This window comes from Kribbella sp. NBC_00889 (assembly GCF_045207705.1).
Classification (GTDB): Bacteria; Actinomycetota; Actinomycetes; order Propionibacteriales; family Kribbellaceae; genus Kribbella.
Genome location: NZ_CP108783.1, coordinates 7,443,284 through 7,470,207 on the forward strand (window position 1 = coordinate 7,443,284; position 26,924 = coordinate 7,470,207).

29 protein-coding genes, 1 tRNA gene and 1 pseudogene are annotated in these 26,924 nt (G+C 67.5%); 17 read left to right on the forward strand and 14 right to left on the reverse strand.

The window, feature by feature from the left end; genetic code table 11:
- From OG817_RS36485 to OG817_RS36495, 3 genes are all read right to left on the reverse strand, one after another.
- Positions 1-804 (reverse strand): DUF3626 domain-containing protein, encoded by an 804-nt coding sequence (locus tag OG817_RS36485; protein WP_406049456.1) that lies wholly within the window; start codon positions 802-804, stop codon positions 1-3.
- Positions 795-1,802, reverse strand: a complete 1,008-nt coding sequence (locus tag OG817_RS36490; RefSeq protein WP_406049457.1) for an acyltransferase domain-containing protein — start codon at positions 1,800-1,802, stop codon at positions 795-797. The genes OG817_RS36485 and OG817_RS36490 overlap by 10 nt, the downstream gene beginning before the upstream one ends.
- A gap of 85 nt (positions 1,803-1,887) precedes the next feature.
- On the reverse strand, positions 1,888-2,808 hold the full coding sequence (locus OG817_RS36495; RefSeq protein ID WP_406049458.1) for an AraC family transcriptional regulator: 921 nt from the start codon (positions 2,806-2,808) through the stop codon (positions 1,888-1,890).
- Between the two features lie 115 nt (positions 2,809-2,923).
- Here OG817_RS36495 and OG817_RS36500 point away from each other — a divergent pair, with 115 nt between their 5' ends.
- The gene (locus OG817_RS36500) at positions 2,924-3,487 is read left to right on the forward strand and encodes an NADPH-dependent FMN reductase (protein WP_406049459.1); all 564 of its coding nucleotides are present in this window, start codon (positions 2,924-2,926) and stop codon (positions 3,485-3,487) included.
- Between the two features lie 4 nt (positions 3,488-3,491).
- Here OG817_RS36500 and OG817_RS36505 read toward each other — a convergent pair whose 3' ends face one another.
- Together OG817_RS36505 and helR are read right to left on the reverse strand one after the other, a co-directional pair.
- Entirely contained in the window at positions 3,492-3,845 is a 354-nt protein-coding gene (locus OG817_RS36505; RefSeq protein WP_396394245.1) for a VOC family protein, read from the reverse strand.
- Positions 3,846-3,883: 38 nt separating this feature from the next.
- A complete protein-coding gene (helR, locus tag OG817_RS36510; RefSeq protein ID WP_406049460.1) occupies positions 3,884-6,100 on the reverse strand; it encodes an RNA polymerase recycling motor ATPase HelR in 2,217 nt (738 codons plus the stop codon).
- A 483-nt stretch (positions 6,101-6,583) separates the two neighbouring features.
- Between helR and OG817_RS36515 the strand changes: the two genes are divergently transcribed.
- Positions 6,584-6,817 carry a response regulator transcription factor gene (locus OG817_RS36515; RefSeq protein WP_406057592.1) on the forward strand — a complete coding sequence of 78 codons (234 nt, stop codon included), beginning with the start codon at positions 6,584-6,586 and terminating at the stop codon, positions 6,815-6,817.
- A gap of 67 nt (positions 6,818-6,884) precedes the next feature.
- On the opposite strand, the gene OG817_RS36520 is transcribed toward OG817_RS36515, so the two are convergent.
- The gene (locus OG817_RS36520; protein WP_406049461.1) at positions 6,885-7,895 is read right to left on the reverse strand and encodes a phosphotransferase family protein; all 1,011 of its coding nucleotides are present in this window, start codon (positions 7,893-7,895) and stop codon (positions 6,885-6,887) included.
- A 227-nt stretch (positions 7,896-8,122) separates the two neighbouring features.
- On the opposite strand from OG817_RS36520, the gene OG817_RS36525 reads away from it, so the two are divergent.
- On the forward strand, positions 8,123-8,743 hold the full coding sequence (locus OG817_RS36525) for a hypothetical protein (RefSeq protein ID WP_406049463.1): 621 nt from the start codon (positions 8,123-8,125) through the stop codon (positions 8,741-8,743).
- Between the two features lie 182 nt (positions 8,744-8,925).
- Here OG817_RS36525 and OG817_RS36530 read toward each other — a convergent pair whose 3' ends face one another.
- Both OG817_RS36530 and OG817_RS36535 read right to left on the reverse strand, forming a co-directional pair.
- Complete coding sequence (locus OG817_RS36530) at positions 8,926-9,489, reverse strand: dihydrofolate reductase family protein (protein ID WP_406049464.1); 564 nt, start codon at positions 9,487-9,489, stop codon at positions 8,926-8,928.
- A 184-nt stretch (positions 9,490-9,673) separates the two neighbouring features.
- On the reverse strand, positions 9,674-10,288 hold the full coding sequence (locus OG817_RS36535) for a CGNR zinc finger domain-containing protein (RefSeq protein ID WP_406049466.1): 615 nt from the start codon (positions 10,286-10,288) through the stop codon (positions 9,674-9,676).
- Between the two features lie 144 nt (positions 10,289-10,432).
- Here OG817_RS36535 and OG817_RS36540 point away from each other — a divergent pair, with 144 nt between their 5' ends.
- The 6 genes from OG817_RS36540 to OG817_RS36565 all read left to right on the forward strand — a co-directional run bounded on the left by OG817_RS36540 (position 10,433) and on the right by OG817_RS36565 (position 14,026).
- Complete coding sequence (locus tag OG817_RS36540; protein WP_406049467.1) at positions 10,433-11,176, forward strand: metallophosphoesterase; 744 nt, start codon at positions 10,433-10,435, stop codon at positions 11,174-11,176.
- The gene (locus OG817_RS36545; protein WP_406049468.1) at positions 11,176-11,823 is read left to right on the forward strand and encodes a LysE family translocator; all 648 of its coding nucleotides are present in this window, start codon (positions 11,176-11,178) and stop codon (positions 11,821-11,823) included. The genes OG817_RS36540 and OG817_RS36545 overlap by 1 nt, the downstream gene beginning before the upstream one ends.
- Positions 11,823-12,065, forward strand: a complete 243-nt coding sequence (locus tag OG817_RS36550; RefSeq protein ID WP_406049469.1) for a tyrosine-type recombinase/integrase — start codon at positions 11,823-11,825, stop codon at positions 12,063-12,065. The genes OG817_RS36545 and OG817_RS36550 overlap by 1 nt, the downstream gene beginning before the upstream one ends.
- Positions 12,062-12,376, forward strand: a complete 315-nt coding sequence (locus OG817_RS36555; protein ID WP_406049470.1) for a helix-turn-helix domain-containing protein — start codon at positions 12,062-12,064, stop codon at positions 12,374-12,376. The genes OG817_RS36550 and OG817_RS36555 overlap by 4 nt, the downstream gene beginning before the upstream one ends.
- 579 nt (positions 12,377-12,955) lie before the next feature.
- Complete coding sequence (locus OG817_RS36560) at positions 12,956-13,726, forward strand: hypothetical protein (protein WP_406049471.1); 771 nt, start codon at positions 12,956-12,958, stop codon at positions 13,724-13,726.
- Positions 13,727-13,786: 60 nt separating this feature from the next.
- On the forward strand, positions 13,787-14,026 hold the full coding sequence (locus OG817_RS36565; RefSeq protein WP_406049472.1) for a hypothetical protein: 240 nt from the start codon (positions 13,787-13,789) through the stop codon (positions 14,024-14,026).
- 102 nt (positions 14,027-14,128) lie between these two features.
- Here the strand turns inward: OG817_RS36565 and OG817_RS36570 are convergent, their stop codons facing one another.
- A complete protein-coding gene (locus OG817_RS36570) occupies positions 14,129-15,088 on the reverse strand; it encodes an AraC family transcriptional regulator (protein ID WP_406049474.1) in 960 nt (319 codons plus the stop codon).
- 83 nt (positions 15,089-15,171) lie between these two features.
- On the opposite strand from OG817_RS36570, the gene OG817_RS36575 reads away from it, so the two are divergent.
- Positions 15,172-16,005 carry an SDR family oxidoreductase gene (locus OG817_RS36575; protein ID WP_406049475.1) on the forward strand — a complete coding sequence of 278 codons (834 nt, stop codon included), beginning with the start codon at positions 15,172-15,174 and terminating at the stop codon, positions 16,003-16,005.
- A 108-nt stretch (positions 16,006-16,113) separates the two neighbouring features.
- Here the strand turns inward: OG817_RS36575 and OG817_RS36580 are convergent.
- Both OG817_RS36580 and OG817_RS36585 read right to left on the reverse strand, forming a co-directional pair.
- Positions 16,114-16,668, reverse strand: a pseudogene (locus tag OG817_RS36580) (ATP-binding protein); the annotation flags it as partial.
- Positions 16,669-16,708: 40 nt separating this feature from the next.
- Positions 16,709-17,140 (reverse strand): Mu transposase domain-containing protein, encoded by a 432-nt coding sequence (locus OG817_RS36585; protein WP_406049476.1) that lies wholly within the window; start codon positions 17,138-17,140, stop codon positions 16,709-16,711.
- Between the two features lie 204 nt (positions 17,141-17,344).
- Between OG817_RS36585 and sigJ the strand changes: the two genes are divergently transcribed.
- The 3 genes from sigJ (at position 17,345) to OG817_RS36600 (ending at position 20,009) form a co-directional block, all read left to right on the forward strand.
- Positions 17,345-18,286 (forward strand): RNA polymerase sigma factor SigJ, encoded by a 942-nt coding sequence (gene sigJ / locus OG817_RS36590; protein ID WP_406049478.1) that lies wholly within the window; start codon positions 17,345-17,347, stop codon positions 18,284-18,286.
- 87 nt (positions 18,287-18,373) lie between these two features.
- Complete coding sequence (locus OG817_RS36595) at positions 18,374-19,318, forward strand: NAD-dependent epimerase/dehydratase family protein (protein WP_406049480.1); 945 nt, start codon at positions 18,374-18,376, stop codon at positions 19,316-19,318.
- Between the two features lie 124 nt (positions 19,319-19,442).
- Positions 19,443-20,009 (forward strand): GNAT family N-acetyltransferase, encoded by a 567-nt coding sequence (locus OG817_RS36600; RefSeq protein WP_406049482.1) that lies wholly within the window; start codon positions 19,443-19,445, stop codon positions 20,007-20,009.
- A 963-nt stretch (positions 20,010-20,972) separates the two neighbouring features.
- Here OG817_RS36600 and OG817_RS36605 read toward each other — a convergent pair.
- Positions 20,973-21,061, reverse strand: a tRNA-Ser gene (locus tag OG817_RS36605).
- 251 nt (positions 21,062-21,312) lie between these two features.
- On the opposite strand from OG817_RS36605, the gene OG817_RS36610 reads away from it, so the two are divergent.
- The 3 genes from OG817_RS36610 to OG817_RS36620 all read left to right on the forward strand — a co-directional run bounded on the left by OG817_RS36610 (position 21,313) and on the right by OG817_RS36620 (position 24,533).
- Entirely contained in the window at positions 21,313-22,548 is a 1,236-nt protein-coding gene (locus OG817_RS36610; protein WP_406049483.1) for an MFS transporter, read from the forward strand.
- Between the two features lie 151 nt (positions 22,549-22,699).
- Entirely contained in the window at positions 22,700-23,917 is a 1,218-nt protein-coding gene (locus OG817_RS36615; RefSeq protein WP_406049484.1) for an MFS transporter, read from the forward strand.
- A gap of 67 nt (positions 23,918-23,984) precedes the next feature.
- Positions 23,985-24,533 (forward strand): hypothetical protein, encoded by a 549-nt coding sequence (locus OG817_RS36620; RefSeq protein ID WP_406049485.1) that lies wholly within the window; start codon positions 23,985-23,987, stop codon positions 24,531-24,533.
- Here OG817_RS36620 and OG817_RS36625 read toward each other — a convergent pair.
- Together OG817_RS36625 and OG817_RS36630 are read right to left on the reverse strand one after the other, a co-directional pair.
- Positions 24,517-25,089, reverse strand: coding sequence for a hypothetical protein (locus OG817_RS36625; protein WP_406049486.1), 573 nt, complete (start codon positions 25,087-25,089; stop codon positions 24,517-24,519). The two genes, OG817_RS36620 and OG817_RS36625, sit on opposite strands and share 17 nt — an antisense overlap.
- Before the next feature lie 187 nt (positions 25,090-25,276).
- Positions 25,277-25,831: a dihydrofolate reductase family protein gene (locus OG817_RS36630; RefSeq protein ID WP_406049488.1), complete on the reverse strand. Its 555-nt coding sequence runs from the start codon at positions 25,829-25,831 to the stop codon at positions 25,277-25,279.
- Positions 25,832-25,938: 107 nt separating this feature from the next.
- Here OG817_RS36630 and OG817_RS36635 point away from each other — a divergent pair, with 107 nt between their 5' ends.
- A complete protein-coding gene (locus OG817_RS36635; RefSeq protein WP_406049490.1) occupies positions 25,939-26,874 on the forward strand; it encodes a LysR family transcriptional regulator in 936 nt (311 codons plus the stop codon).
- Positions 26,875-26,924: the final 50 nt, after the last annotated feature.

Below are 26,924 nucleotides of genomic sequence, written 5' to 3' on the forward strand. Positions count from 1 at the left end.
TCAGCCGCCGAGTCCGAACCGCGCCAGGCAGTGCCACACCCGCTTCAGATCCTGCGCGTCGTACTGTCCCGCCGCGTCATCGATCACCCGTGGTGTCAGTACGCCGCCCACCGCGATCCGCGCGCCGAGCTCGACGTACTGCGGTCCGCGGTACTCCGGATGTCGTCTGAGCTCGTCGACGGTCAACCGGAAGCCGGAGTGCCACTCCACCGGGCATGCGAGCCAGTCGGCCGCCGACTCGACCGGAGTACCGCGGTAGCTCGGATCCAGCACCAGCGCCTCGACATCCCGGTCCAGCCGTACCGGTCCATGCACCTGCGCCTCGATGTAGTCGTCCAGTACGTCGCAGTCGTCCGCGGCGTCAGCCAGTGCGATCAGCCCCATCCGCTCCGCCACCCCGAAGTGCTCCGGCTCGAACCAGCTGTCGGGATAGCAGAACGTCGACCGAGCAACCGCATCCGCAGTCAGCCGCAAATGCGCCGACCCGAACCGCGGCGCACCCCCAACCGCCTTCCGCCGAAAGTTCAACGCGCCGTACACCGGCCGCTCGCACGCCGCAGCGTCGTCGTACACCCCACCAAACATCCGGCTCTCCCACCGCCACCGATCCCCACCCCGGTGCGCAGTCAACCCACCATTACTGGTCCCGGTAACGAACTGCGACGCATAAACCCCATCTCCCGCCAGCCCTTCCACCACCCGAACCCCCGACTGAAAGTTCAGCGTCACCCGCAGCCCCGGGTCGACTCCGGCGCCGACCGACAATCCGCCGACGAACTCCACCGCGCGCCGCGTCAGGTCCACGGCAGGTCCGAGTTGAGGATGCCGGTGCGGTTGTGCCAGTGGCGGCCGGAGCGTAGGTGGGTGACGTAGGCGCGTTGGAGGGTGGTGTCTTGCGGCACTCGGGCCAGGGCTCCGTCGTTCAACGGGCCTTCGGGCACTGGCAGGTGCAGGCCCAGGCGCATGAGTTCGCGGTCGCCCTCGCTGGGGTCGTCGGGCGGCACCAGGGGGAGGAGATTGAAGCGCTGCTGGAAGCGGATGATGTTGGAGTCCGGTCGCAGGTACTCGGACAGCTGTGGGTCGAGCAGCCACGACGTACAGACGAACGCGGTCAACGGTTCCTCCGGATACCACTGGGCGAACGACTCTGCAGCTGCGGCAACGGATTGTTCGGAAGCCTGCGAGTCCAGCGGACCGATCGGCGGGATGTGCATCATCAGCACGTGTCCGGAGACTCCGTCTCCGAGTCCGAGCTGCGCTCGGGTGAAATCATGCCGGCCGATCTCGTAGTCCGCACCGCGGAACCTCAGAGGCGGTCCCCAGAGATACATCAGCCCCACGCCTGCGCGACCGGTGATCTGACGATGAGTCGCCATCACACCTCCCAGTGCGGAGACCGTTGCGACGCTCACCGACTCCGGAACACCCCGCTGCGCATGCAGCTCGAGCAGCCGAGGCAGCTGGGCCAGCAACGCCCACGCAGCGGCGAACAACCCCACCGGCGATGCCGAAGCGGGCACCGTCGGCCACGCTGTGAAGCCGGTCGACGGGACTGCCTGACCCATCTTCTGGTCGAGCTCACCAGCCATGGCTGACATGACTGCCCACCAGTCCGGATCCCGCACTGGGTCCGGCCGCGCTGCGAGCATCGCGCGACGATCAGCCGCGGCCACCCCGCAGTACTCCATCAGCGACTCGGCCTCATCCGGTAGCTGCAGGTCCTCGCCGACCGGCAATCCCCGCAGCCACGCACGAGCCGCCGCCCCGAACCCGAGCCGCTGTGCCGCACTGTCCACATCCACGTCCGCATCCCTTCACCGAGGCCCGATCACTCACCTCGACCCCAGCACGGGCCGCGGCTGAAATGCACGACTCGTGTGAGTCACCTCACAAGGAGTTCTTGCGGTACGAGCCGGGCGTGACGCCGTACTCGCGTTTGAAGGCGGCGGCGAAGGCGTACTCGGTGGCGTACCCGACCCGAGCCGCGATCTGGGCGAGCAAGAGGTCGGTACTGCGTAGCAACTGGCCGGCGACGGTCATGCGCCACCAGGTGAGGTAGGTGACGGGTGACTGGCCGACCAGGTGCGTGAAGCGTTTGGCGAACGCCGCACGCGACAGTCCGACGAGATCCGCGAGATCGGCGACCGTCCACGACCTGTCGGGTTGGTCGTGCATCGTGCTGAGGGCCTTGCCCACGAAGACGTCCTCGAGAGCCGTGCTCCAGGCAGCATCCGGATGTTGCTCATGCCAGCTGCGCAGTATCTGGATGAACAGGAGGTCGAGCAGGGACGAGACGGCCGCGTCACTCCCCGGTCGACGAGCCGACAACTCATCGGCGAGGAGAGAAACGGTGGCACCGAGATCACCCTGGCGTCCGAGACGTGCCGGCAGATGCAGTACGTCGGGAAGCCGGCCGAGCAAGGGATGACGTCGCCCCTGGTCGAAGAAGTAGACGCCGCACAGCATGACCGACCGGGGGCCCGGCGACCGCGGCCCGTCCGGTCCGATGGCCACAACGCCGTCGTCGTACTGCCCCGATGAATCGTCGACCAACTGCCTGACCTCCCGCGCCGGATCGTCGGCGAGGACGTGGTCGGAGCCGGCCGGGAGCAGGAGTACGTCGCCCACCGCAAGGGAGGTGATCGCGCCTCCCGGGCTGACGAGGTACACAGATCCTTCGAGGATCAGGTGGAGGCCGGCGCCCGGGACAGCTGAGTACCGCCGGGCCCATGGCGGATGGCACTCGACGACGAAGGATCTCGGTCGGCCCATCCGTGTCGCCGAGACGAGCTGGCTCAACACGTCCATGTTCGACAGCGTATGCGCAGACGCTCGCGTATTTTCCGGAGCTGCTCACGCATGGAGAGTGTTCAGCCCGGCGACTAGCGTCGATCGCGTTGGCAATCCGGTGAAAGGCAGACAAGTGACGAAGATTGCGGTCATCCTCGGCAGCACCCGCCCCGGCCGCCTCGGCGAAGGCGTCGCCGGCTGGGTGTACGAGCAGGCGCGGCAGCATGGCGGGGCCGAGTTCGATTTGGTCGATCTCAAGGAGGTCGAGCTGCCCCTGCTCGACGAGCCCGGGGTGCCCATGATGGGGCGCGGACAGCAACCACCTACCGTGCGCTGGGCCGAGATCGTCGAACGCTTCGACGGTTTCGTGTTCGTCACCGCGGAGTACAACCACGGAATCCCGGCCGCCCTCAAGAACGCCCTGGACTTCCTGTACGCCGAGTGGAACCACAAGGCGGCCGGCTTCGTGAGCTACGGAGCTGACGGAGGCGCGAGGGCGGTCGAACAGCTCCGTCAGGTGATGGCACAGCTGCGGATCGCGGACGTCGGTCCCCAAGTGACTCTGAACCTGGCCACGGACTTCGTTGCCTACAGCGAGTTCAAGCCGCAGGGCCACCAGGAAGCAAACCTGAAGGGCGTCCTCGACGAGGTCATCACCTGGTCCGAAGCCCTCCGCGAAGTACGCACCGCAGCCTGAGCAGTCATTCGCCGTGTTCCAGGCAGAACTCGTTCCCTTCGGGGTCCGCCATCATGACCCAGCCGCCGGGGGATGCGGTCCGGCGGTCGTCGACGATGGTGGCGCCGATGGACTGCAGTCTGGCGAGCTCCTCGTCCTGCGGGCCTCCCTCGGGCAGGAGGTCGAGATGGACCCGGTTCTTGACCGTCTTGGGCTCGGGGACCTGGACAAAGACGAGGCGAATCACGGCCTCGTTGTCCGAGGCAACCACCCAGAACGGGTTGCCCGGCATGTCGACGTACGTCGCGGGCCAGCGAGTGACGCCGCTCCAGAACTGGGCTTGAGCGGCAGAGTCACCGCAGTCAAAGGTGACGTTCAAGATCGTGCTGTGCAACTGCTTCCTCGATTCAGAGAGATTCAGCTGGTGAGGATTGTGAGTCGTTGGGTTGCTCGAGTCATTGCGACGTACCGGTCGACGGCACCCTCGATTCCCTCGCCGTAGGTTTCCGGGTCGACGAGAATGACCAGGTCGAATTCGAGGCCCTTCGCCAGAACCGGTGTCAGCGAACGGATGCGTGCATCGACCGGCACCCCGGCAGGCGTCGTACCGTCCGCGGTGATCACGCACGCGACACCATCGGGCTGGCCGGCGAGCCAGCTCTCCAGGATCCCGCCGAGGTCGGCGATCGGACCATGGACGACCGGGTGATCGCCGTGGCGGATGGACGTCGGCACGTTCGCGTCCGGCAGCGCCGCCCGGATCACCGGCTCGGCTTCGGCCATGACCTGATCCGGAGTCCGGTAGTTGACGGTCAACGTCGCCAGCTTGAGCTGATCGAGCCCGACCCGCTCGAGCCGCTCCTGCCAGGACTCGGTGAACCCGTGCCGGGCCTGCGCCCGATCCCCGACGATCGTGAAGCTGCGTGACGGGCAGCGCAGCAACAACATCTGCCACTCCGCATCGGTCAGCTCCTGCGCCTCGTCCACGACGACATGCGCGAACGGCCCGGCCAGCAGGTCCGGATCGGCGGTCGCCAGCCCGGCCTCGTCGACGAGCGCTTCCACGAAGTCCTCGCCACGGAGCATCGACACCAATCCGCCGCCGTACGCTTCGTCGCCGGCCTCGATCAGGTTGTCGACCACACCAGACATCCGCTCCCGCTCGGCAGCCGCCGCAGCCTGCCGCCGACGCCGACGCCGGGATGCCTCCGGATCACCGAGCCGCTGCCGCGCGGCATCCAGCAGCGGCAGGTCGGATGCCGTCCAGGCCTGTACGTCGGACCGCTGCAGCAGCCTGACCTCCTCGGGCGAGAGCCACGGCGCACACCTACGCAGGTACGCCGGCACCGACCACAGATCTCCGACCAGGTCGTACGGATCGATCAACGGCCACGCCTTGTCGAACGTCGTCCGCAGGTCCTCGTTCTGCTCCAGCGATCGGCGCAGAAGCTCCTCGGAGACGTCGTCGTCCTCGTACTCCTCCTCGTGCTTGTCGATCAGGATCGTGAGCAGTTCGTCCCAGACCTCGTCACGCGCCAGGTTGTGCGGCGTACCGGGATCCGCGGCTCCGAACGCCTCGGCCCAGTTCGCCGTACTCAGATGGATCTCGGACCAGTGCGTCACGACCGTCATCGGCTTGGTCGGCGCCTCCTCGTACAGGCCGACGGCCGGCTCGATCGCCTTCACCATGCCGGCGGACGACTTCAGCCTGGCCACCTCCGGATCGGCCTCGGCAGGCACCGAAGCACCCTCGGGAACCAGGTCCCGCAGCGTGCAGGTCTGGACCCCGTCCTCGCCCAGACTCGGCAGCACATCGCCGACGTACGCCAGGTACGGCTGGTGCGGACCGACGAAGAGTACGCCGCCGCGCCGCTGGTCCAGCCGCGGATCCGAGTAGAGCAGGTACGCCGAGCGGTGCAGCGCGACGACCGTCTTCCCGGTGCCCGGACCGCCGTCGACAATCAGCGCACCCCGGGAGCCGGCCCGGATGATCGCGTCCTGGTCGGCCTGGATCGTGCCCAGAACGTCGCGCATCCGGGGCGACCGGCTGCTGCCCAGACTGGCGACGAACGCGGACTGGTCGTCGAGGGCGGCGGCGTGCCGGGCGAACTCGTCGGCGGTGAACACCTCGTCCCAGTAGTCGGTGATCCGGCCGCGGGTCCAGCGGTACCGGCGACGGCTGAGCAGGCCCATCGGGTTGCCGTGCGTCGCTCCGAAGAATGGCTCAGCCGCTGGGGAACGCCAGTCGATCAGCAGCCGGCGCCCGTCGCTGTCGGTCAGGCCGAGCCGGCCGATGTACACCGGCTGCTCGGGGTCGTCCGCGCTGACGATGTGACCGAGGCACAAGTCCAGCCCGAATCGCCGCAGGGTGCGCAGCCGACTGGTCAGCCGGTGCACCTCGAGGTCGCGGTCCATCGCGCCCTGACCGATGCCGCCGGCCTCCTTCCGGGTCTCGTCGAGACGGGCCGACAATTCGGCGATCGACCGCTCCAGCGACTCCGCGATGGCCGCGAAGTGCTTGTCGTCACCGGCGATCAGCGCCGGTTCTGCTTTGGCAGTGAGGTTCTCGGGAAGGTCGAACGCAGTGGTGGACAGGGTTTCTTCACCTCGAAGGTCCGAAGGATTTATGGCCACGGCCGACGATTGTGAAGCATGAACCGGGGCTTGCGGCAAGCCCCGGTCTGCGTTATAGATTAATAATGGAAGGGAGCACCTGCTCACCTTCCTTTTTTCTGCCCTCAGACAGGCTGACGACGCAGCCGGCACCGGCAGTCGGGCAGCCCGGGACGGTGCTCCGACGACCTGGGCACCCAGCTCCTCGCCCACCCCAAGTAGAACCCGAACAACGCCGTAGGGGCGGTGGCGTTCAGGGACGCGCGAAGGACCAGACGGGTAGGACCGTGCTCTCCGTGGCGTTCAGTCCGAGTTCGATCAACAGCGGTCGTAGGACTTCATCGACGACGTGGGACATGAGTCCCGCTGGCGGACCACCTGCCCGCATCATGGACTCCCCCACGCGGACGACGAGTCAGGTCGGCCTGACCGAAGCGAGTTACGAGGCGTGGTCTCGTGCCAGTCAACTGGTCGACCCGGCTGCCGACCCGCTGCGCGCAAGCCGTGTGCTCATCGAGTGGAGCGACCAAGCCTGGGAGACGGGCAACATCGCCGCAGAGCCGCTCGCCGACGCCATTCGACTCATTGACCAAGCGGGAGCAGGAGGTGCTGTCATACCTGGTCGCGGGTCGCACCTACCCCGAGATCGCAGCGGCCCTGTTCATCAGCGAGAAGACAGTCAGCACCCATGTCTCACACGTGCTCCGGAAACCGGAACCAGCTCCCGGCGCCAAGTAGCAGCACTCGCCTTGAGGCTCAATCAAACTCTCCCCCGTTGAGCGTCGCCTCCGACGTCAGTCCCTGCCTACTTGAGCTGCGCCTGCAAGGAGTCTCGCGCCGCAGCGCGTCGAGCGGCTTGCCACTCGGCGCTCTTCTGCCAGTAGTAGTGGGTCTTTGTCTCGGGTGCCAGCGCAACGATGTCGAACGTGGTCAGAGCGAGGTGGACCTGCTCCCAACTCGGCAGCGGCACCGAACGATGTTCGGCGTACGCCGTCCAGAGGTGCCGACGGAGGTCACCGTACGAGCGTTCGGCGGCCCAACTTGCGCTGTCCCACTGGCTGCACGTGAAGTCGACAAGGGGAGACAGCACACCTCCGAACCCCCAGTCGAGAATCCCGGTCAAGGTCCCCGATGCGTCGAGCAGGAGGTGGCGCTCGTAGAGGTCGCCGTGGGCAAGGACCGGGTCCATTGCGTCGACAGCTTCGAGGGCTTCGAGCAACGTCGTTCGCGCTGCCGGGCTGACGAACGGTGCGACCGATTCGGCAAGGCGTTCCCGACTCGAGCTGATCGACCAGCTCGCCATTCCAGTCGGCGTCCATGCGCCGCCCAGTTCGCGGAGAGGCGAGTAGCACTCGGTCGCCGTCGGTGGCGTCGGCGGCGGTTCCGACCAGGCGTTGGCCCAGAGGCGTCGTGGGACGTGCTCGAGACTGATGTCATGGCACGCTGCAAGCGCCGTACCGAGCTGTCCCGCCAGCATTCGCAGGTGTTCGGGCGACATGTCGCCGGGCACGGAGCAGCCCCGGAGCCGGGTCACGGCAAAGAACGGGTACGGCGAGATCGCCGGCTCGTCCCAGCGGCCGAGCAGCTTCGAGACGAGCGGGTGGTCGACAGTTGCGTAGACGTCGCATTCGCGCTCGAGCTGCGCGACGATCGTGTGGTTGCGTGGGAACAGAAAGGCGCGATCGTCGGTGAGGAGCACATGCTTCGTGGCTCCGTCGAACCGCGGCTCGATCGGCCCCGCTACCTCGCAGACCTCCCTGAATCGCTTGAGTTGCGTCGCGACGAGGACAGCGGCGACGGCAGTTTCGTCATCCATGTCGGGCCACCGACGGACGCGTTTCTCGCGGGAGTTCGTGCAACTGCCGTCTCCTGTCGACTGCCTGCGCCGCGCTCCGGTCGAACGCATCGGTGTCGGCTCCATGCCGAGCCCGATCAAGTAGGTCCGGCCTCGGTGATCGCGCTCACTTCCGGCTCCGGATGGGATGGTTCCGCAGACAGGTTAGCTGGAGAGTGAGCCGGCCGCCCTGGGGCAGACTGGGTTGGGTGAGCGTGTTCAAGCGGCGGCGTAGACCGCCTGACGGGCTGGTGGCTGAGGCGGCTCGGACTCCGGGTGGGTGGGTTTACGAGATCGATGGGGACTGGGTCGACGATCCGAACGGTTATGTGCCGCCGGAGGCGATTCGTGGGGGTTGGCGGGTCGACGAGGCGGGGCAGCTCACCGGTGAGTTCGTGCCCAACAAGGGACACGGGCGCCCGCGGGACGATTTCGAGTTGCTCACCAAGGCAGATCATTGGCTCGACTGGCTGGGAGATCAGCCCGGGCGAGCGGTGCGCGACGGGATCGAGGAGATGCTGGCGCAGCAGGTCGAAGGGGCCAAGGTCGAGTGGTTGAAGATCACCAAGGAGCCGAAGTTCCTCACAGGTGGCAAGCCGCTGGCGGATGATCCGGGCAAGGCGCAGGTGGTGCGGACCGGTCTTGCCGTGGAGTTCGGGCTGTCGGTGGTGCGCCCGGATGGGCGGCGGGACGTGCTGACGGGAGTGTTCAGTCTGGCCGTGGCCGGGATGGACGAGCCGTCGGCGCGTGAGCAGTCCCGGCTCGATCTGGGCGAAACCATCGACCAAGCCGGGCCACTCCTGGAGGAACGGCTGCTCTCCCTCGGCTGAAGACGTCAGGCCAGTCCCGACAAACTTCATCCCCGCGCCACACGAATTCGCCTAGACCCCAGGCCACGTGTGGCCCCTGACCTGGGGTGACTCCAGCGCGGCGCACGTGAGCAGAGGCGCGCGGGCACTATGCGGGCACAGGGCACCGAGTTTGGCCCACAAAGCAGCGACCGGCTCCGCGCTCAACGCCTCGTCTCGTACCTGGTCTGGACCACGCCGCCGGGAAACGTCCGCGTCTCCACCAGGTTCAGGTTCACCCAACTGTCCAGCGCGGTGAAGAACGGTGTGCCGCCGCCCACCAGCACCGGATGGGTGACGATCTCGTACTCGTCGACCAACCCGGCCCGCATGGCCGCCCCAGCGAGCGCGGCGCCACCGACCCTCATCGGCTCGCCGTCGTCGGCCTTGAGTCGGGTGATCTCCGCTACGGCGTCGCCAGTGAACAGGCGGGTGTTCCAGTCGACCTTGTCGATCGTCGAGGAGAACACCACCTTCGGCGTGTCCCGCCAGTTCCGCGCGAACTCGATCTGCGCCGGGGTGGCGTCGGGCTGCTGGTCGCCGGTCGGCCAATGGGAACTCATCGCCTCCCACAGCTTGCGCCCGTACATCAACAGCCCGATCGCCAACTCCTGGTCGAGCCACCACTGAAACAGCTCGTCGCTCGGCGTGCCCCAGCCGATGTCGTCGCCGGGCGCGGCGACGTAGCCGTCCAGGGTCAGGTTCATGCCGTAGATCAGTTTCCGCATGGCGCCATTGCCTTTCTGTCAGTCCGGCGGCCTTTCTCCGGCCGGCCGTCACCCCTACTACGAACGCCTCACTCCGGATCCGACAGGTCATTGGCAGCAATTCTCACGCGGCTTCTCCGTCGGCGCCTCTACGGCAGTGGCACTTGCTGGTCACCATTCCGGTCAGACCCGCGATCGTGGTTGTTCAGGAGAGGGAGTCGCTGGCGGATTCGTGGTGGTGACGCTTGTAGTGGCGGGCTGCTCGGGCTCGGTTGCCGCAGGAGGGTTTGCACCATTCCTGTCGGCCGTGGCTCTTGACGAAATAGCGTACGCAGCGTGGCGCGGTGCAGGATCGCAGGTGCGTGCGCTGTGGGCCACTGAGGAAGTCGATGGCGGCACGGGCCAGGGCTGCGACGAGCCGAACCTGTGCATTGTTCTCCACCGACAGCAGGCGGGCGGTGGGGGTTCCGTCGGTGGGCCAGTTCAACTGCGGCGCAACCAGCTCGCGGGCTGCGGCCGCGTTGAGATGGGCTATCGCCTGGTCGGCGGGCATGAGGCGATGCGCATCTGCTGGGCTCGGGGGAGCGGGGCTGACTGTCCGCGCGAACAACGCCCGTACGGCGCGCCGGAGCTCGATGATCCCGAGTCTGAGAGGTTCATCCGCTGTCAGATCGTCAGGCGAGATGTCCCCGGCCAGCAGCTCCGCCTGCGCGTGGATCCAGCGACTTGTTCCTTCGATCGTGGCGAGATCGTCGACGACGCCGCCCTGCCCGTCGTGGCGGATCGTGCTCGCCAGTTCCAGTGCCAGCCAGCGCTCCATTCGCCATCCCTTCCGTCGGCGCATCGTCGTCAAATCACTTGATCAGCTCGCTCGCAACAGCCTACGGTCTCTAACGGCAATCTGAAAACTTCCATTAGAGTCCGGGCTTCGGAGTTGTCCCGGCGATCACGAGGAGACAGCGACATGACGGCGCTCTTTGCACAGATCAGCGACCTCCACCTGGACGGCAGCGATCGGGCGACCCGACGGGCCGTCCGCGTCATGGATTACCTGAGGGCTCTGCCCCGACAGGTTGACGCTCTGCTGGTCACCGGCGACATCGCCGATCACGGTGAGGAGGCCGAGTACGAAGAGGCGGCTCAGATCCTGACCACCGACTTCCCGGTGCTCACCTGTCCCGGGAACCACGACGCGAGGCCGGCGTACCGCAAGTCATTGCTCGGTGAGGCACCGAGCGACGGCCCGATCAATCAGGTTCACCACATCTCGGGCACGACCATCCTGATGTGCGACGTCACCATCCCGGGTCGCGATGAGGGCCGGCTGGACGACCAGACAATTGGCTGGATCGAGACCACCCTCGGTGCCCTCCCGCGAAACGCTCCGGCGCTGCTGGCTTTCCATCAGCCGCCGGTCGTGCTGCACCATCCCCTGCCGGACTCAGGCATGCTCGAACATCCCGGACAACTGGCCGGCCTGCTCGAAGCACATCCGCAGATTGCCGCCGTCATCACCGGCCACGCGCACACCGCAGCGGCGTCGGTCTTCGCCGCCCGGCCCCTGATCGTCGGGCCCGCGATCACCTGGACCTTGCGCCTGCCGTGGGAGGGCGACCAACCCGCAGACCTCCAGCAGCCACCCGGGCTCGCTTTCCACATCCTCGACGACAACGCTCGCCTGACCACCCACTACCGCGTCGTCCTCTGATGCTGCTCGAACGCGCTGGAGCCATCGTGGTCCATCCCTACGCGGTCGCCGGATTTCTGGCGGCCGTCTTCCCCTTGATCGCGACTCCCGGAGCCAGCCTGGCGCTGCTGATCCACCATGTCACCGACAAAGGACGCCGCCAGGCCCTGCCTGTCATCCTCGGCACCGCCACCGGTCTTTACATCCACGCCACTCTGGCGATCGCCGGCCTGTCAGCCCTGGTCATGCGCTCGAGCCAGGCGTTCGCGGCCGTCAAGCTCGTCGGTGCCGCCTACCTCATCGGCTTGGCCCTGTGGACTTGGCGTTCCGCCAGGCTGCACTCCGTACCCACACCCTCGCGTCGGCGACTGCCGAAGCGGGTGGACTCGATCTACGCCCAAGCGTTGCTCGCCAACGTCCTCAACCCGAAGGCGGCCTCGATCTACTTGACGCTGGTGCCCCAGTTCATAGCACCCCGGCAATCCTTCGGTGGCCAGATCCTCACCCTGGCCACTGCCCACGCGCTGCTGATCATGATCTGGCTGATGACCTGGACCTTCCTGATCCGGCGCGCCTCACGCACCCTCCAGAAACCCCGCTTCAAACAGGCAGTCGCCAGGACCATGTCCCTGGTACTCCTACGATTCGTAACCGGCTCCGCTATCTGATGGAGCTGGAAGGACGACCCGCCGCCGACCGGTTCAGCCCGCATGCGCTCCGGCGGGCGTGCGCGACCCACAATTACGAGCGTGGTGTGGACCTGGTCGCGATCCAGGAGTTGCTTGGTCACTGGACGGTGAGCTCGACTATGCGGTATGTCCGACCCTCGGCAACGTTCATCGAGGACGCCTATCGGCGGGCGGTCACCACCACGTTGAGCGAACTGACCGGGCAGGACGGAGCGGTATGAGAATCCGGTGGAAGCTGCGGATGGCCGCGGCTCAGCGCGAGGTCTGGACCGGTGCCCAGCTGCGGCGCCTGCTCGCCGAGAAGGCCGGGTTGGAGATGTCGGCCGCGTCGGTGTCGGCGTTGTTCACCAAGGAGCCCTCGCAGGTCAAGTTGTCGACCCTGGTGGCGTTGTGCACCGCGCTGGAGTGCACCCCCAACGACCTGTTCGACGTGGACACCACCCCGATCGAGCAGCCCGCCCGGCCGCCGCGGCCGGTGGCCGAGCAGCCGAAGGCCGCCTCCACCGGGGGCCGGTCCATGCCGCCCCTGTGACCAGAGCGGACGGTATCGGTGGGTAAGCGGCAGCGGGACTGTGCGGGCTGCGGTGCCCCGGTCGGTTTCATCGACCGGCAGCACTGCTGCCGATGCGTGCGGCGGATGACCGAGGAAGCCGCGAAAGAGACCTACCCCGCCTGCGGGAAGCAGAGGATCCTGCAGGTCGACGGCGGCAGGTGCATCACCTGCTCACGAGCATGCGCCACCTGCGGGCACCCGGTCCGGTCAAAGGACACGATCTTGTGCCGGGACTGCCGGCGCAAAGCCCGCCAGCAAGCCGCGCTACGGGACTGCCCGAAATGCGGCCGGCCCGGCCTGTTGCGCGAGGACACAGGATGGTGCGGCCACTGCTCGCGGACCCGGCAGGGCAAGTGGCCGCCCCGCGTCTGCACCGAGTGCGGGCAACTACGCCGACATGCCGCTCTGGGATTGTGCTCGGCCTGTCTGCAACGCCACCCGGACAGGCCGTTCGTCCGGGGTGCGAACCTCGCTGCCAGCCTGGCCCAGCCACCGGACTGGCTGGGCGACTTCATCGCCCATCTCGCGGCCCGTCGCGGCCCCGCCCGCGCCTGCACCATGATCACAGTCTTGGGGCGGCTGCTGGAAGACGAGCACCCCAACCATCCGCAGGCCGTACTGGAACGCGCCCGCCGCCCCGGACGGTCCATGGGTTCCCTCGCCCGGGCGCTGGAGGGATTCTTCACCACCAGAGGGCTGGCGTTGCCGACCGACCAGGCCGAACGCCTCGCAGCTGGACGACGTCAACGCCGTATCGACGCCGTCCCCGAACCGCTGCGGCCGACCGCCGAAGCGTTCAGCACGTTCATGCTCCGATCCCGGGAACGCGCCCTGCGCGCTGGCACCAAACCCCGAACAGACCAGACGATCGACGCCGCGTTGGCGACCGTCCGCGACCTCGGCCGCTTCATAGACATCGACCTGGGCAAACGCGACTGGGCACTGGTCGACGTGCAGGATGTCGAAGCATTCCTGGCCACCTTGCCCAAGGCGCGCAAACGCCGGCTGACGGTGCTCCGCCAGTTCTTCCGGTTCGCCCGGACCCGCAAAGTCGTGCTCGTCGACCCGACCAGCGGCCTGTCGGCCAAGCAGCCCGCAGGGTTCATCGGCCAGACCGTCCTGCTAGAGCAGCAGCGTGCCTTGTTCCGCCGGTGGACCACCAGCCCGGACGCTCACCCCCACGAATGCCTGCTCGGCATCCTCGGCCTCGTCCACGGAGTCTCCAGCCTCGAGGTCCGCCACCTGACCTTGGACGACATCGATCACGGCACACGCTCCATCCACCTGGGCAAACGCCCTCATCCGGTGCCGCTCGACCCCGCCAGCTGAGACGTCCTGCACCGCTGCCTCGTTCACCGAGACGCCCAGGACACCGACAATCCCCACGTCATGGTCACCCGAGGAACCAGAGCCAGAACGACACCCGCCTCGGTCGCCTATGTCAGCCATGTCCTCGACCCCGGCGGCGTCCCGCCCCGGATGCTCCGCAGCACCCGCCTGGTGGACCTGGTCAACACCATGGACCCCAAACTCGTGGCCGCGGCGTTCGGCATGACCGCCGAACGCGTCATGATCTACCTCGCCGACCGTGTCGATCCAGGCCGCCTTCCCGCCGGCTGGGCTGAATGAACAACGTCCGACGCTTCTACCCGCCTTCAGGCCGCGCGCGTTCTCGCCCTGGCAGCGGGCCGCGGCTTTGATCGCGTCAAGGTATTGGCTGGTCGTGACCATTCACGCACCGGGGACGGGCTCAGCGTGTCTGTGGCGCCAGGCCGAGGGGCTGATGCTGTGCGCGCGTTTGAAGGCGACGCTGAAGGCGAAGGCGTCGTGGTATCCGACGTTGCGGGCGATGGTGGCGATGGTGTCGTCGGTGTCGTGGAGTAGGTCTGCTGCGAGGGTCATTCGCCAGGCGGTGAGGTAGGTGAGTGGGGGCTGGCCGACGTGGCTGGTGAAGCGTGCGGCGAAGGCGGCGCGGGACATGCCGGTCTTGGCGGCCAGTTCGGCGACGGTCCAGCGGCGGGCGGGGTCGGTGTGCAGGAGGCACAGCGCGTCGCCGATGGCGGGATCGGCCAGCGCCCGATACCAGGCGGGCGGCGTCGCATCCGGTCTGGCGCACCATGCCCGCAACGCCATCACGAGCATGAGATCCAGCAGCCGGCCCAGGACGGCGTCCTGTCCGGGTTCGTCGCAGGCGGTCTCGGTGGTGAGCAGGTCCAGTACCGCCCGGGTCCGGGGCCCGGCGGGGACGATGGCCAGCGGCGGGAGCATGTCGAGCAGGCGGTCGCCGACGCCGCCGCGCAGGCGGTAGGCGCCCCGGAGCATGGTCGTGGCGCCGGGCTGGCCGTCGCCGTAGGTACGGGGGGCAAGGTTCTGGTGGACCGTCGTCTCCTCGCCGGTGTCGGCGACGTACTTCCTTCCCTGGTGGATCACGATCTGGGGTGGGGTGGACGGGCTGTCGGCGATCGTGTACCGGCCGGTCTCGCTGATGAGGGCGATGTCACCGGCAGTGAGCCGAACCGGCGTGGGGCCGGTGTCGTCGAGCCGGATCGATGCATGGCCGCCGAGTGTGGCCACGACCGTGAGCGCAGGGACGTCAGCGAAGGTCATCGACCACGGCGGCCGTTGGATCAACTGCCGGACCAGCGCGTCGCCCGCGCGGGCCCGGTGCAGCAGATCACTGAGAACGTCCACGCCACCCACGGTAGACGATCACAAATACTTCATCGACGTTCTCCCATGGATCATCTCCGGGCCCGTGCAGTTGCCTGGATGGCATGAACAACATCCTGATTCTCGGTGGCACCGGCAAGACCGGCCGCCGCATCGCCGAGCACCTGCGGGCCGCCGGCCGGCCGGTCCGGTCGGCGTCACGCACCGGCGGCGACATCGGCTTCGACCTGGATGACCCCAATACCTGGGCGCCCGCTCTCGACGGCGTCACCGCCGCCTACCTGATCGAGCCCAACCTGCAAGCGGCGAGCACAGATCGCCAGGGGCGCATCCCCCGGCTCGTGACCGAGGCGGTCGCCGCAGGCGTGCGGCGGCTGGTGCTGCTATCGGCCAGCGGCGCCGACCACGACTATCATCCGCTCAAGCCCGCCGAACAGGCTGTGCGCGGCTCTGGTGTGGAGTGGACCATCCTGCGGCCGGACTGGTTCGCGCAGAACTTCAGCGAGTCCTCCTGGCGGCCCGGCATCCTCAGCGGAAACCTGACCCTGCCCACCGGGGACGGCCGCACCCCGTTCATCGACGCCACCGACATCGCCGAGGTCGCCGCCTCGGCGCTGACCCAAGACCGCCACAACGGCCAGGTCTACGTGCTCACCGGCCCGCGGGCGATCAGCTTCGGTGAGGCCACCGACCTCATCGCAAAGGCCACCGGGCGCACGATCCGCCACATCGATGTCGACCCCGAGGTCTACGTCGAACAGCAGGTCGCCGACGGCATCCCACGCGACGTCGCACAAATACTCACCGGCGTCTTCACAGCAATCCGCAACGGCCAGGCCGCTGCGCTCGCCGACGGAGTGCAACGAGCCCTCGGCAGGCCACCCAGACCGTTCGAGGAATACGTCGCCCAGGCCGCCGCCGCAGGCGACTGGAACTGAACCCGTGCAATTTCGGCGCTGCCTGACACACGTTCGCTCGAACATGTGCGCTTTGCCGAAGGGTTTGTTGCTGGTGACGATCAGCGAGGCGCGTTCGTAGCGGGACGAGACCAGCTGGAAGAACAGGTTCGCGTCCTCGGCCTCGAACGGGATGTAGCCGACCTCGTCGACGATGAGCAGCGGGATCCGGCCGAGCTTGACCAGCTCGGCCTGGAGGTTGCCGGCGTGGTGGGCGTCGGCGAGCCGGGCGACCCATTCGGCGGCGGTGGCGAACGCGACCCGGTGACCGGCCTGACAGGCGCGGATCCCGAGCCCGATCGACAAGTGGGTCTTGCCGGTCCCGGGTGGGCCCAGGAACACCACGTTCTCCTTGCCTGCAATGAAGTCCAGGGTTCCCAGATGGGTGATCGTGTCGCGTTTGAGGGAGCGCTGGTGGTCGAAGTCGAACTCCTCCAGCGACTTGCGGGCCGGGAACCGGGCCGCGCGGACACGGCCTTCGCCGCCGTGCGATTCGTAGGCGGCGACCTCGCGTTGCAGGCTGGCGGCGAGGAACTCCTCGTGCGACCAGCCCTCGGCACGGGCGCGTTCGGCCAGCCGTTCGTCCGCCCCGGGCAGTGACGGCGCCTTCAGAGCACGGGTGAGGTAGGCGATCTCAGACGTCACATTGCGGCCGCTGGTGTTGCTGGCGCTGGTTTCGTGGCCATCACGCGACCCCCTCAGCGCTCGGGCGGTTGGCGCCGTCGGCGGGGTCGGCGGGGTCGGCGGGATCGGCGGGATCGGCGGGATCGGCGGGATCGGCGGGATCGGCGGGATCGGCGGGATCGGCGGGATCGGCGGGGTGATCGAGTCCGAACATGCGGTCGTAGTCAACCAGGCTGCGATGCTCGACTGTGGTGTCGACCGGCGCGACGGCGACCAGGCGGCGGGCCTGGCGCATCTCGGCGGCCGCGGCCGCGTGAACCGGGTCGGTGATGCTTTGATGATCCGCCCAGCACCGTTCGTGCCGGGCGACCTTATTGCCGGCCACGGTGACCACGACCTGCTCGAGACCGGCGCTGATCTCGACCCGCCGCCCCGGAACCAGAGGGTCAGTCTTCAGCCGGAATCGACAAGACGGTGCTGTCGTTTGGGACACGCATCGTTCGAGAGACCCCTCGTTCGAGCTGAGGCGTTCAGCGATATCAGGCCGCCGCCACGAGACTCACCGCACTCGTGGGTGTGGGGGGTCGTTCTCGGATCCGCTGAACCACGAGAGTGCATGGTTCGCCACCGCATGTCGTCGAGTTCCAACGCACCCAAGCGCGGGTGCTCCTGGTAGCGGATCAGGTACGATCAGGTCGTGCCTTTAACGGGGGACGACGTCGACCGGTTCGAGTTGTCGAGGCCACGTCTGGAGGCCATCGCCTACCATCTCCTCGGCTCCGCGAACGAGGCACAGGACGTCGTGCAGGAGACGTTTCTGCGCTGGCACGCCGCCGACGTCGACCGCGTCGAGGTCCCGGAGGCGTGGCTGACGAAGGTGCTCACCAACCTGTGCCTCAACCGGCTCACGTCCGCGCGGGCACGACGCGAGACCTACGTAGGCCGATGGCTCCCCGAGCCGCTGCTAGCCGGGGACCCGATGCTCGGTCCGGCCGAAACCGCTGAGCAGCGCGAAGCGGTCTCGTACGCGGTCCTCACCCTCCTGGAACGCCTGTCCCCCAACGAGCGGGCCGTGTACGTGCTGCGGGAGGCCTTCGACTATCCGCACCGGGAAATCGCCGAGATCCTGGACGTCACCGAGGCCGCCAGCCAGCAGATCCTTCACCGCGCCAAGAAGCATGTCGCATACGGCAAAGCCCGCCGCGACGTCGACAAGGCGGGCGCCCGGCGAATCGTCGAGGAGTTCCTCGCGGCCGCCGCTAGCGGCCAGACCGATGAGCTCGTACGCCTGCTCACCAAGGACGCCATTTCCATAGGCGACGGCGGAGGGGAGGTTCCAGCACGCACCAAGGCGTTCGAGGGAGCCGTCGCGGTCGCGAGGTTCCTTCGGGGCATGTTCAGGCCGGACGGGGCCAAGCGCGCCGTCGTCGGTGGGTCGCCCGAGATATTTTCCTGGACCGCCAATGGCGAGCCCGCCGTGGTCGCCGTCGTGGAGGGCCGGGTCGTCGCCATCATGTGCCTGGAGGTCACCGCCGAGGGCATCGCTGCCTGCCGTACGCAGGCAAACCCCGACAAGCTCGAACGCGCGACCGAACAATGGGCGGCGGCCGACCATGGGGAACCCCTTCTCGTGATGTGACGTGTATTACACATGGCTCCTGTCAGGAAACGGCGGGCTGTCCGGTTCAGGTGACACATCCGGAACCGAACCGAACAGGAGCTAACGATGAGAGTGCTGGTTGCAGGAGCGACTGGAGCGATGGGTAGGCAGCTCTTGCCACGTCTGGTCGATGCGGGACACGAGGTGTTCGCCATGATCCGCAAGGAGTCGGACAAGGCCAAGGTGTCGAAGCTGGGCGCGGTGCCGGTCATCGCCGATGCACTCGATCGCGCGGCGGTCGATGCCGCCGTGCGCCAGTCGGCGCCGGAGGTGGTCGTCCACCAGCTGACCGCCATCGGGCATGTTGACCCCCGCCACATGGAACGCAGCTTCGCCGCCACCGACCGGTTGCGGATCGAGGGGACCGACAACCTGCTCGCGGCCGCACGCGCTGTAGGGGTTCGACGGTTCATCGCCCAGAGCAACGGCGGGTTCACCTATGCCCGGACGGGCGGGCCGGTCAAGACCGAACAGGACCCCCTCGATCCCGCGCCCATCCGCCCGATGGCCTCGATGATCTCCGCGGTCAAGCACCTGGAGGGGGCCGTGCTGGGCGCCGATTGGACCGAAGGCGTCGTGCTGCGCTACGGCGCCTTCTACGGACCCGGCACCTCCATGGCGCCAGGGTCCGAGCAGTTCGAGCTGATCCGCAAGCGCAAGTTCCCGGTCGTCGGCGACGGCGGCGGGGTGTGGTCGTTCGTCCACATCGCCGACGCCGCCGAGGCCACGGTCGCAGCCGTGAAGAACGGTGGCCGCGGTGTCTACAACATCGTCGATGACGAGCCCGCCCCGGTCGCCGAATGGTTGCCGGAGCTAGCGGAGATGCTGGGCGCCAAGAAGCCGATGCGCGTACCGCGGTTCATCGGACGACTGGCCGCTGGACCAGCCGGCGTCGTGCTCATGACAGAACTGCGCGGCGCATCCAACGCCAAAGCGAAGCGCGAACTGGGGTGGCACCCCGCACATCCCAGTTGGCGACGAGGCCTTTCGGGTAAGCGAGCCGTGCGGTGATCGGTGTCCTCGTCCGTCGCGAAGCCGACTTCGCGACGGACGGAGACGCCGTGCAGGAAGCCCCTAGCCCGTCGAAGGTGGCCGGCTAGATATCCGCTCGACACGACGAGGCATTATGACGCGCATGGACCTGCACACACCCACACTCCACACCGATCGCCTGCGCCTGCGTCCTTTCGACGACGCAGACGCAGACGCTCTGTACGCCATGCAGAGCAGCGCCCACGTGCTGCGCTACTGGGACGCGCCACCCTGGACTGAACGCGACCGTGCCGTGAAGTTCATCGCGAAGTGTCGGCAGATGGCCGAGGACGGCACCGGGGCACGGTTGGCCGTGGACCGTGTCGAGGGCGGGGCCTTCATCGGATGGATCAGCCTGACCCGATGGAACCCGGACTACCGAAGCGCCGCGTTGGGCTACTGCTTCATCGAGGACGCATGGGGCCACGGTTACGCAACCGAGGCTGCGCACGCTGTCCTGCAATGGGCACACGAGACGCTCGACCTGAATCGGGTCCAGGCCGAGACCGACACACGCAATGTGGGATCGGCCCGGGTTCTGGAAAAGGTCGGATTTGTGCACGAGGGAACGCTGCGCCAGGACTGCGTCGTCAACGGTGATGTCTCGGATTCCTGGGTCTACGGGCTGATCCGCAGCGACTGGTCGTCGGAAACGACTGGCACCGGCTGACACTCTCTCAACGGGGGGTCCGACCATCCGGCGGCATCGCCCGCGACGGCCGCAGGTAATGGCCGAACCGCAAGCCCATCGCGCAGCCCTCACCAGGGTGGCAACAGGACAACAGGTCAGGAACATGCAGGCGCACACGCCGTCTCGTTCTGCATCGTGTCGACGACGTGGACCGAGGAGACGCCCTCGATGATCGTCATCGACGCCCACCTGGCGTCCGGCGCCTCGACCAGCGGATTCGCCTTCCACGGCGGAGGCGGCCCATACGGCCGCGGCTCGTACCCTCGGCCCAGCCCACGACCTCGAGGTCCGCAGAGTGGGGTGGGACGACAGGCAGCCGGTCTTCCGGCCCATCCGGCACGCCTGGCGCGTTGAGGTCGCCCACGGCCGCCTGGGACGGACCTGTCGCCTGGCCAAGTCGTTCGAGAACACGACCATCTCGGCGACCGGCTGTCTCCAGGTTTGCCTGCATCGCCACGACCCTGCGGCACCTGTTACGAGAACAAGCCCGCCGGCGCCCTGTCGCGTTCGCAGCTTGACCACCCGCCCTCGCGAACCGCGCGGAATGCGGCGACTAGTTCGCTTGTCGGATGTCCATGCTCTAATCCGCGAATGCATGAGGTCGTTGTCGGCGCGCTGGTTCGTGAAGGTCGAGTTCTACTCGTGCACCGGAGTCCGAACAAGCGTGCGTACCCGAATATCTGGGATTTGCCCGGTGGCTCCACCACATCGGCATCGGACGAACCCACGCCCGAACCCACGTCCTACTCCTCATCCACGACCTCGACGTCCGCGTCGTCGACGCCGCCACCGGAGAACTCCTCCGAGACCTCACCCTCGACCCCAGCCGCGACTACCAACCCACCGGCAAACCACCCGGACCCACCCGCAACCCCAAATGACAAAACCCGAACCCACGAATCGTGGGTTCAGCTGTCGCCGATGTCCTGAGACATCACAGAGCGGAGGGTGTGGGATTCGAACCCACGATGACGGTCACCCGCCATACCGGTTTTCAAGACCAGCGCACTCGGCCACTATGCGAACCCTCCAGGCGACGTGGTCGCCGATCGTCGAGGATAGCAATGCGCGTGCGGGGGCGGGGGCTGGCCGGTAGGGTCTCGGCAGAGGCGGACGGGCCGCCTGGGGTACGGACGGAGGTGAGGGCAATGTCCAGGTCGTTCGAGGACATGGCACACACCGTCCGGTCGGCGCGCTGATCTGCCGCTGACCGGACCGGTTGCCGGCGTCGGAGTGACGTCGGTCGTTCCGGTTGTTCCGTCATGCCCTCTGGAGCTCTCGTATGCCTTCCCTCCGTGCGTTGCTGCTGCCGTCCGAGCTCGGATCCGACTTCCGCAAGATCTGGCCGGCCGCGATCATCTCGAACCTCGGCGACGGCGCCATGCTCGCCGCCGGTCCGTTGCTGGTCGCATCGATCACCACCGAGCCGGCCGCTGTCGGTGCGGCCGCTTTCATCCAGCAGTTGCCCTGGCTGCTGTTCGCCCTGTTCAGCGGTGCTCTCGTCGACCGGCTCGACCGCCGACTGATGATCGTTGCCGCTGACACCTTTCGCGCGATCGTCATCGGTGCCCTCGGTGCCGCCGTACTACTCGGCACTGCACCTCTGTGGGCGATCTACGTCGCCCTCTTCCTCCTTGGTACGGCGGAGACGCTCGCCGACAACGCATCCGGTGCACTGCTGGTGGACGCCGTACCGAAAGTGCATCTGGGCAAGGCGAATGCGCGCCTGTTCGCCAGTGGCACCGTGCTGCAGCAGCTCGGTGGTCCGCCGCTTGGTGCTTTGCTGTTCGCGGTCGGGGCCGGGGTGCCGCTCGTGTTCAACGCCGTCACCTTCGGCGCCGCGGCCGCTCTGATCGCGCGAGTCGCCGTACGTCCGCTGCCGACCGAGCCCGCAGGTACGGCGATCTGGGCCGAAGTACGCGTGGGAGTCCGCTGGCTGTGGCAGCACGCGGGTGTACGGACGTTGGCGTGCTCGATCCTGGTCATGAACATCACCTTCTGCGCCGCGTTCGCGACCTGGGTGCTGTACGCACGGGAACGGCTAGGACTGACCGAGACGCAGTTCGGCCTGCTGGTGTCGGTCGGAGCGATCGGCGGCGTCCTCGGCATGCCGGTGTACCACGTGCTCGAGCCGCGGGTCGGCTCGCTGACCCTGCTGCGGGCCGGACTGGTCATCGAAACGACGATCCACCTCATCCTGGCGCTCACCCGGAGTCCGTGGGTGGCCGGCGCGACCATGGCTGTGTTCGGCGTACATGCGGTGGTGTGGGGCATCGTGTCGACCACTGCGAGGCAGCTGGCGACGCCAGAGCCGCTGATGGGCCGGGTCAACAGCGTGTACCTGCTGGCGTCGGTTGGTGGCGCTGCGATCGGCTCCGCCCTGGGTGGCGTACTCGCGCAGCGGTTCGGACTGGCTGCGCCGTTCGCGACTGCCTTCGTGGCGATGGTGCTGATGACGGCCGTCGCGTGGCGTCCGCTACGGCACGTGTCCGTACGTCGGGTCGTCGCAGCGGACTGAGTGGCGGAAAAACGGCTGGAGGCACTCGGCAAACGTTTGTTACTGTTTTCGGCCGAGAGCCCCAACTGTAGTCAGGGAAACGCCCCTGGTGGAGTGGTCTCGTAGCCAGCGCTGCGAGTGGGCCGAGTCGATGCGATCGGAGCACTCTGTCATGCCTACAGCCACGTCCCTCGGCCTCCCGAACGTCCGCGGCCGCCTACCGCTCCTCGCCGGTCTGGCGATCGACTCGTTCGGCGGCGGCTGCGCCGGACCGCTTCTGCTGCTGTTCTTCGTGCGGGTCGTCGACATCCCACTCGGGACGGCGGGAGTCCTGTTGACCGTCGCGACGCTCTTCTCGATCGCAGCACCGGCCGCAGTGGCTGTGGTGATCGACAAGGTCGGCCCGCGGAACCTGGTGGTGGGCGCGCAGTTCGCACAGGGACTCGCGTTCACCGGCTTCTTCTTCGGCCGGTCGGTGTGGCTCGTGTTCCTGTGCGCATTGCTGACGACCAGCGGCCAGCGCGTGTTCTGGTCCGCGATCTTCAGCCTGCTGGCCGATGTCGCCGACGACGGCGACCGGGACAGGTGGTTCGGGCTCGGAGGCATGATGCAGGCCGCCGGGTTCGGCCTCGGCGCGCTGGCTGCCGGAGCACTGCTGGCCATCGGCGGCGATGCGCCGTTCCTGATCGCCATGGCGGTCAACGCGGTGACGTTCTACCTGGCCGGCTTCCTGCTGCTGCGTCTGAACCCGGCTCACCACCGTCGCGCCGTTCAGGACACCGGGCCGGCGCCACTGCTGCGTAAGGACAAGGCGTTCCTGGTGCTGATCGGCGCCAACACGTTGCTGGCCCTGTGCACGATGCTGCTGGGCGTCGGACTACCGGTGTACGTCGCTGAAGCGTTGCCGGCACCCAAGTGGTTGATCGGTGTCCTGCTGGCCGCGGTGTCCGTCGTACTGGCGACCGGGCAGACCCTGGTGGTGCGGCATACCGAGAAGCGTCGTCGTACCAACGTGATCATCGTTGCCGGGGTGGCGTGGGCGGTGTGGGGACTGCTGATGGCCTCACTGCTGCACGTTCCGACCGCACTGGTCGTGCCGGGGTTGATCCTGGCCACAGCGGTGTTCGCGTTTGGCGACGTACTGCACGCGGCGACCGGCAACGCGCTCGCGGCAGCGGTGGCTCCGGCGGTGGGGAACGGGAAGTACCTCTCCTACTGGCAGTACTCCTTCACCTTCGCCAGCATCCTGGCGCCGGCGTACTTCGCTCAGCTCTTCGAGGCCCAGCACGAGCTGCCGTGGCTGGGCATCTCCGCCCTGGCCCTGATCGCGGCTGCCACCATCCTCATCCTCGATCGGGTCTTCCCCCACTCGACCACCCAGCGCCAGTGACTCCCGCGTACCTGTCGGTGGCCGGTGATAGGCCAGATAGGTAGGTGTCCTCAGGGAGAGGAGAGTCATGCGGTGGACAGAGCTGGAGTCGAATCAGCCGCGGTTGGCTGAGCTGGGGCGTGACCGGCTGCTCGGGCCGGGCGTCGTACTCGTTGGGACCGTCCGGCGCGACGGCACACCACGCATCAGTCCGGTGGAGCCGTGGATCATGGCCGGGGATCTCTGGTTGTCGATGATGTGGAGCTCGACCAAGGCGAAGGATCTCGGCCGTGATCCACGTGTCCTGGTGCACAGCGTCATCACCGGTCGCGACGGCAGCGAGGGCGAGTTCAAGGTGCGTGGTCAAGCGCGCGGCGAGGACGACGAGTCGGTGCAGCGCCAGTACGCCGAGGAGGTGGCGGCCAGCCTGGGCTGGCGACCTGAGCCGGGGCAGTTCCACCTGTTCGCGGTGGATATCTCCGACGTCACCTTCGTCCGGTACGTCGAAGCCTCCGGCGACCAGTTCGTGACGCGCTGGCCGGCCGGACGCGAGTTCGTACGGCGCGGGACCGGAGCGACAACGGTCGGCGAACCCGAGCCATATCAGGACCTGCTCCGACCTACCACGGAGCGTTGACGCGGAGGAGTTTCCCGTAGCCGTCGATCGGGAGTGTCGTCCGGGTCGCGGCCAGGATCGAGTAGAGCAGGACCTGGTTCGCCTCCAGGACCAGTTGCCCGGTGCGGTGTTCCAGCGTCTCGATGGCCTGGGCAGCACGGAAGCCGTTGCCTGCGATGAAGATCGCCTCGGTCGAGGCGTCCACATGGCTGCTGCCCCAGTCGATCACGTGCTCGGGCCGCACCTGCTCGGGGTCCTTGGGAATCGACGCCGCGGTGGAGACCGCGACGTCGAATCCTTGACCGCGGAAGTACGCGGCGCCGAGGTCACTCATCTCGTCGTCGAACCATGGTGGATGGACCACGGCGACCCGGCGTACGCCGAAGGCCCTCAACGCCTGCGTGGCCGCGATCCCGCTGGTCACAACCGGCACATTCGATAGCTGGCGCAAGCGTTCGACCAGCTCAACTTCGGCGGCGCGCCCGATCACATATCCGGTCGTCGTCGACGCGTAGGCGATGGCGTCGACGGACGCCTCGCGGAGCCGTGCGACCGCCGGTTGCAGGGCCTCGGGCACATTTCCAGAGAGACGCGACAAGGTGCGCGCGACCACTACATCGATACCCGCTGGCGCCATCTCCGGCAGCTCAACCTCGGGTCCCGCTGCCACATGCGGCGTCAGCACGCCGACCCTGAGCGCCCTGCGTCGGGTCACCGCTGCCCGGCCATTCGTCCAGCTCCAGGCACCACCAGGCTTGCCCTCCTCAGCCGCGCTGCGGTCGATAGACCTGCACAACGACGCCACTGGGGAACGGTATGGCCTCGATCAGTTCAAGGTGCCGCGCCGCCGGCAGCTGGTCGAACAGTGCCTCCCCGCGGCCCAGGATCAGGGGTTGGACCAGCAGGTGGTACTCGTCGATCAAATCCGCCGCGGCCAGCGCGCCGGCCAACCTGCAACCACCCCAGACGATCACGTCCGGGCCGGTCTCTGCCTTGATGTCGGCGATCTCGGCTGCGAGGTCGCCCCGCGCGACCCGGGTTTCGGGCCAGGTGGCCTCATCGTCGCTGAGCGTCTTCGAGAACACGACCTTGGGGATGGCGTTCATCGGCGACGCGTAGGGGTCGTCGGACTGCGGCCAGTACGACGACATCTCCTGGTACGTGACACGGCCCATGAGGTGTGCACCGGCCTTACTGATCCGGTCCAGCTTCCACTTCTTCAGCTCAGCGCCCTCAGGGATCGCGACCCCTGGGTGCTCACGGTCGCTGCCGACGAACCCGTCCAGCGACATCGACATGTACAGGATGACGTTCCGCATGACTTCCTCTCGTTGCTGGTTCTCGTTACTCCTGTCCTGACGCTCGCAGCCGGCTGAGCCGGTATCAACGCCGGCTTGGGTCACGCACCATGTAACGTGAGTTCACGATGGCCGACATCGAGTTGCGGGAACTCACTCTGTTCATGGTTCTCGCCGAGGAGCTGCACTTCGGGCACACCGCGGAGCGGCTCGGCCTCACCACGTCGCGAGCCAGCCAGACGCTGCGAGCGCTGGAACGCAAGCTCGGCGGACGACGCCTGTTCGACCGCACGAGCCGCGTCGTCACCCTGACCGCGGCCGGACAAGCCCTCCACGACGAACTCGCACCCATCGTGACCGACTTGGACAACGCGCTCGCACGGGCCCGCGGACGGGCGGCCGGACCGGGGCTGATCCGCATCGGGGTCCTCAACGCGGCATCCGGGAGCCTCGTCCTGAACGAGGCGGTCAAGCTCTTCGAGCAGTCGTACGACGGCGCCGACGTACGACTGGTCGCGACCCCCTTGACGGACCGACTGGGGCCACTACGTCGGCGTGAGGTGAATCTGTCGGTGACTCGACTGCCCCTCGACCAACCCGACATCGTGATCGGCCCCGTGCTCTCTCGAGGCGATCCACGCGTGGTGATGGTGGCCGTTGACCATCCGCTCGCCAGTCGAAGCCAGGTCTCGGTGGAGGACTTCGCGGACTATCCCGTGAGGCGACCGGCCGACCCGCCAGAGCTGGCGCACGCCAGCTGTCCCACCCACACACCCAGCGGCCGCCCGATCGTGCCCGCCGACATCCACATCAACGACAGCTCCGAGCTGCTCCTGCTCATCGCCCAGGGACGGCTCGTCCACCCGACCGTCGCCCCCTTCGCCGAGCATTTCCGGCACCCCGGCATCGCGATCATCCCGATCCAGGATCTACCACCCTCATCAACGGCGCTGGCCTGGCTGCGGGGGTACGAAGACCCCGCCCGCGACGCCTTCCTGGCCACCATCGACCACGTCGTCAAGTCACACCCACACCTGGCCGGGGACGCCGGCCAGAAAGTCTGACGCACATGTGATGTCTCAGGACATGGGTGACAGTTCTGCATCAGGACATC

Bases quoted from the DNA above. Each gene is read 5' to 3' on its own strand.
- OG817_RS36495 (WP_406049458.1), bottom strand. From the start codon at position 2,808: ATGGACGTGTTGAGCCAGCTCGTCTCGGCGACACGGATGGGCCGACCG.
- OG817_RS36520 (WP_406049461.1), bottom strand. From the start codon at position 7,895: ATGGATGACGAAACTGCCGTCGCCGCTGTCCTCGTCGCGACGCAACTC.
- OG817_RS36530 (WP_406049464.1), bottom strand. From the start codon at position 9,489: ATGCGGAAACTGATCTACGGCATGAACCTGACCCTGGACGGCTACGTC.
- OG817_RS36535 (WP_406049466.1), bottom strand. From the start codon at position 10,288: ATGGAGCGCTGGCTGGCACTGGAACTGGCGAGCACGATCCGCCACGAC.
- OG817_RS36540 (WP_406049467.1), top strand. From the start codon at position 10,433: ATGACGGCGCTCTTTGCACAGATCAGCGACCTCCACCTGGACGGCAGC.
- OG817_RS36545 (WP_406049468.1), top strand. From the start codon at position 11,176: ATGCTGCTCGAACGCGCTGGAGCCATCGTGGTCCATCCCTACGCGGTC.
- OG817_RS36550 (WP_406049469.1), top strand. From the start codon at position 11,823: ATGGAGCTGGAAGGACGACCCGCCGCCGACCGGTTCAGCCCGCATGCG.
- OG817_RS36555 (WP_406049470.1), top strand. From the start codon at position 12,062: ATGAGAATCCGGTGGAAGCTGCGGATGGCCGCGGCTCAGCGCGAGGTC.
- OG817_RS36560 (WP_406049471.1), top strand. From the start codon at position 12,956: ATGATCACAGTCTTGGGGCGGCTGCTGGAAGACGAGCACCCCAACCAT.
- OG817_RS36565 (WP_406049472.1), top strand. From the start codon at position 13,787: ATGGTCACCCGAGGAACCAGAGCCAGAACGACACCCGCCTCGGTCGCC.
- OG817_RS36575 (WP_406049475.1), top strand. From the start codon at position 15,172: ATGAACAACATCCTGATTCTCGGTGGCACCGGCAAGACCGGCCGCCGC.
- OG817_RS36595 (WP_406049480.1), top strand. From the start codon at position 18,374: ATGAGAGTGCTGGTTGCAGGAGCGACTGGAGCGATGGGTAGGCAGCTC.
- OG817_RS36600 (WP_406049482.1), top strand. From the start codon at position 19,443: ATGGACCTGCACACACCCACACTCCACACCGATCGCCTGCGCCTGCGT.
- OG817_RS36610 (WP_406049483.1), top strand. From the start codon at position 21,313: ATGCCTTCCCTCCGTGCGTTGCTGCTGCCGTCCGAGCTCGGATCCGAC.
- OG817_RS36615 (WP_406049484.1), top strand. From the start codon at position 22,700: ATGCCTACAGCCACGTCCCTCGGCCTCCCGAACGTCCGCGGCCGCCTA.
- OG817_RS36620 (WP_406049485.1), top strand. From the start codon at position 23,985: ATGCGGTGGACAGAGCTGGAGTCGAATCAGCCGCGGTTGGCTGAGCTG.
- OG817_RS36630 (WP_406049488.1), bottom strand. From the start codon at position 25,831: ATGCGGAACGTCATCCTGTACATGTCGATGTCGCTGGACGGGTTCGTC.
- OG817_RS36635 (WP_406049490.1), top strand. From the start codon at position 25,939: ATGGCCGACATCGAGTTGCGGGAACTCACTCTGTTCATGGTTCTCGCC.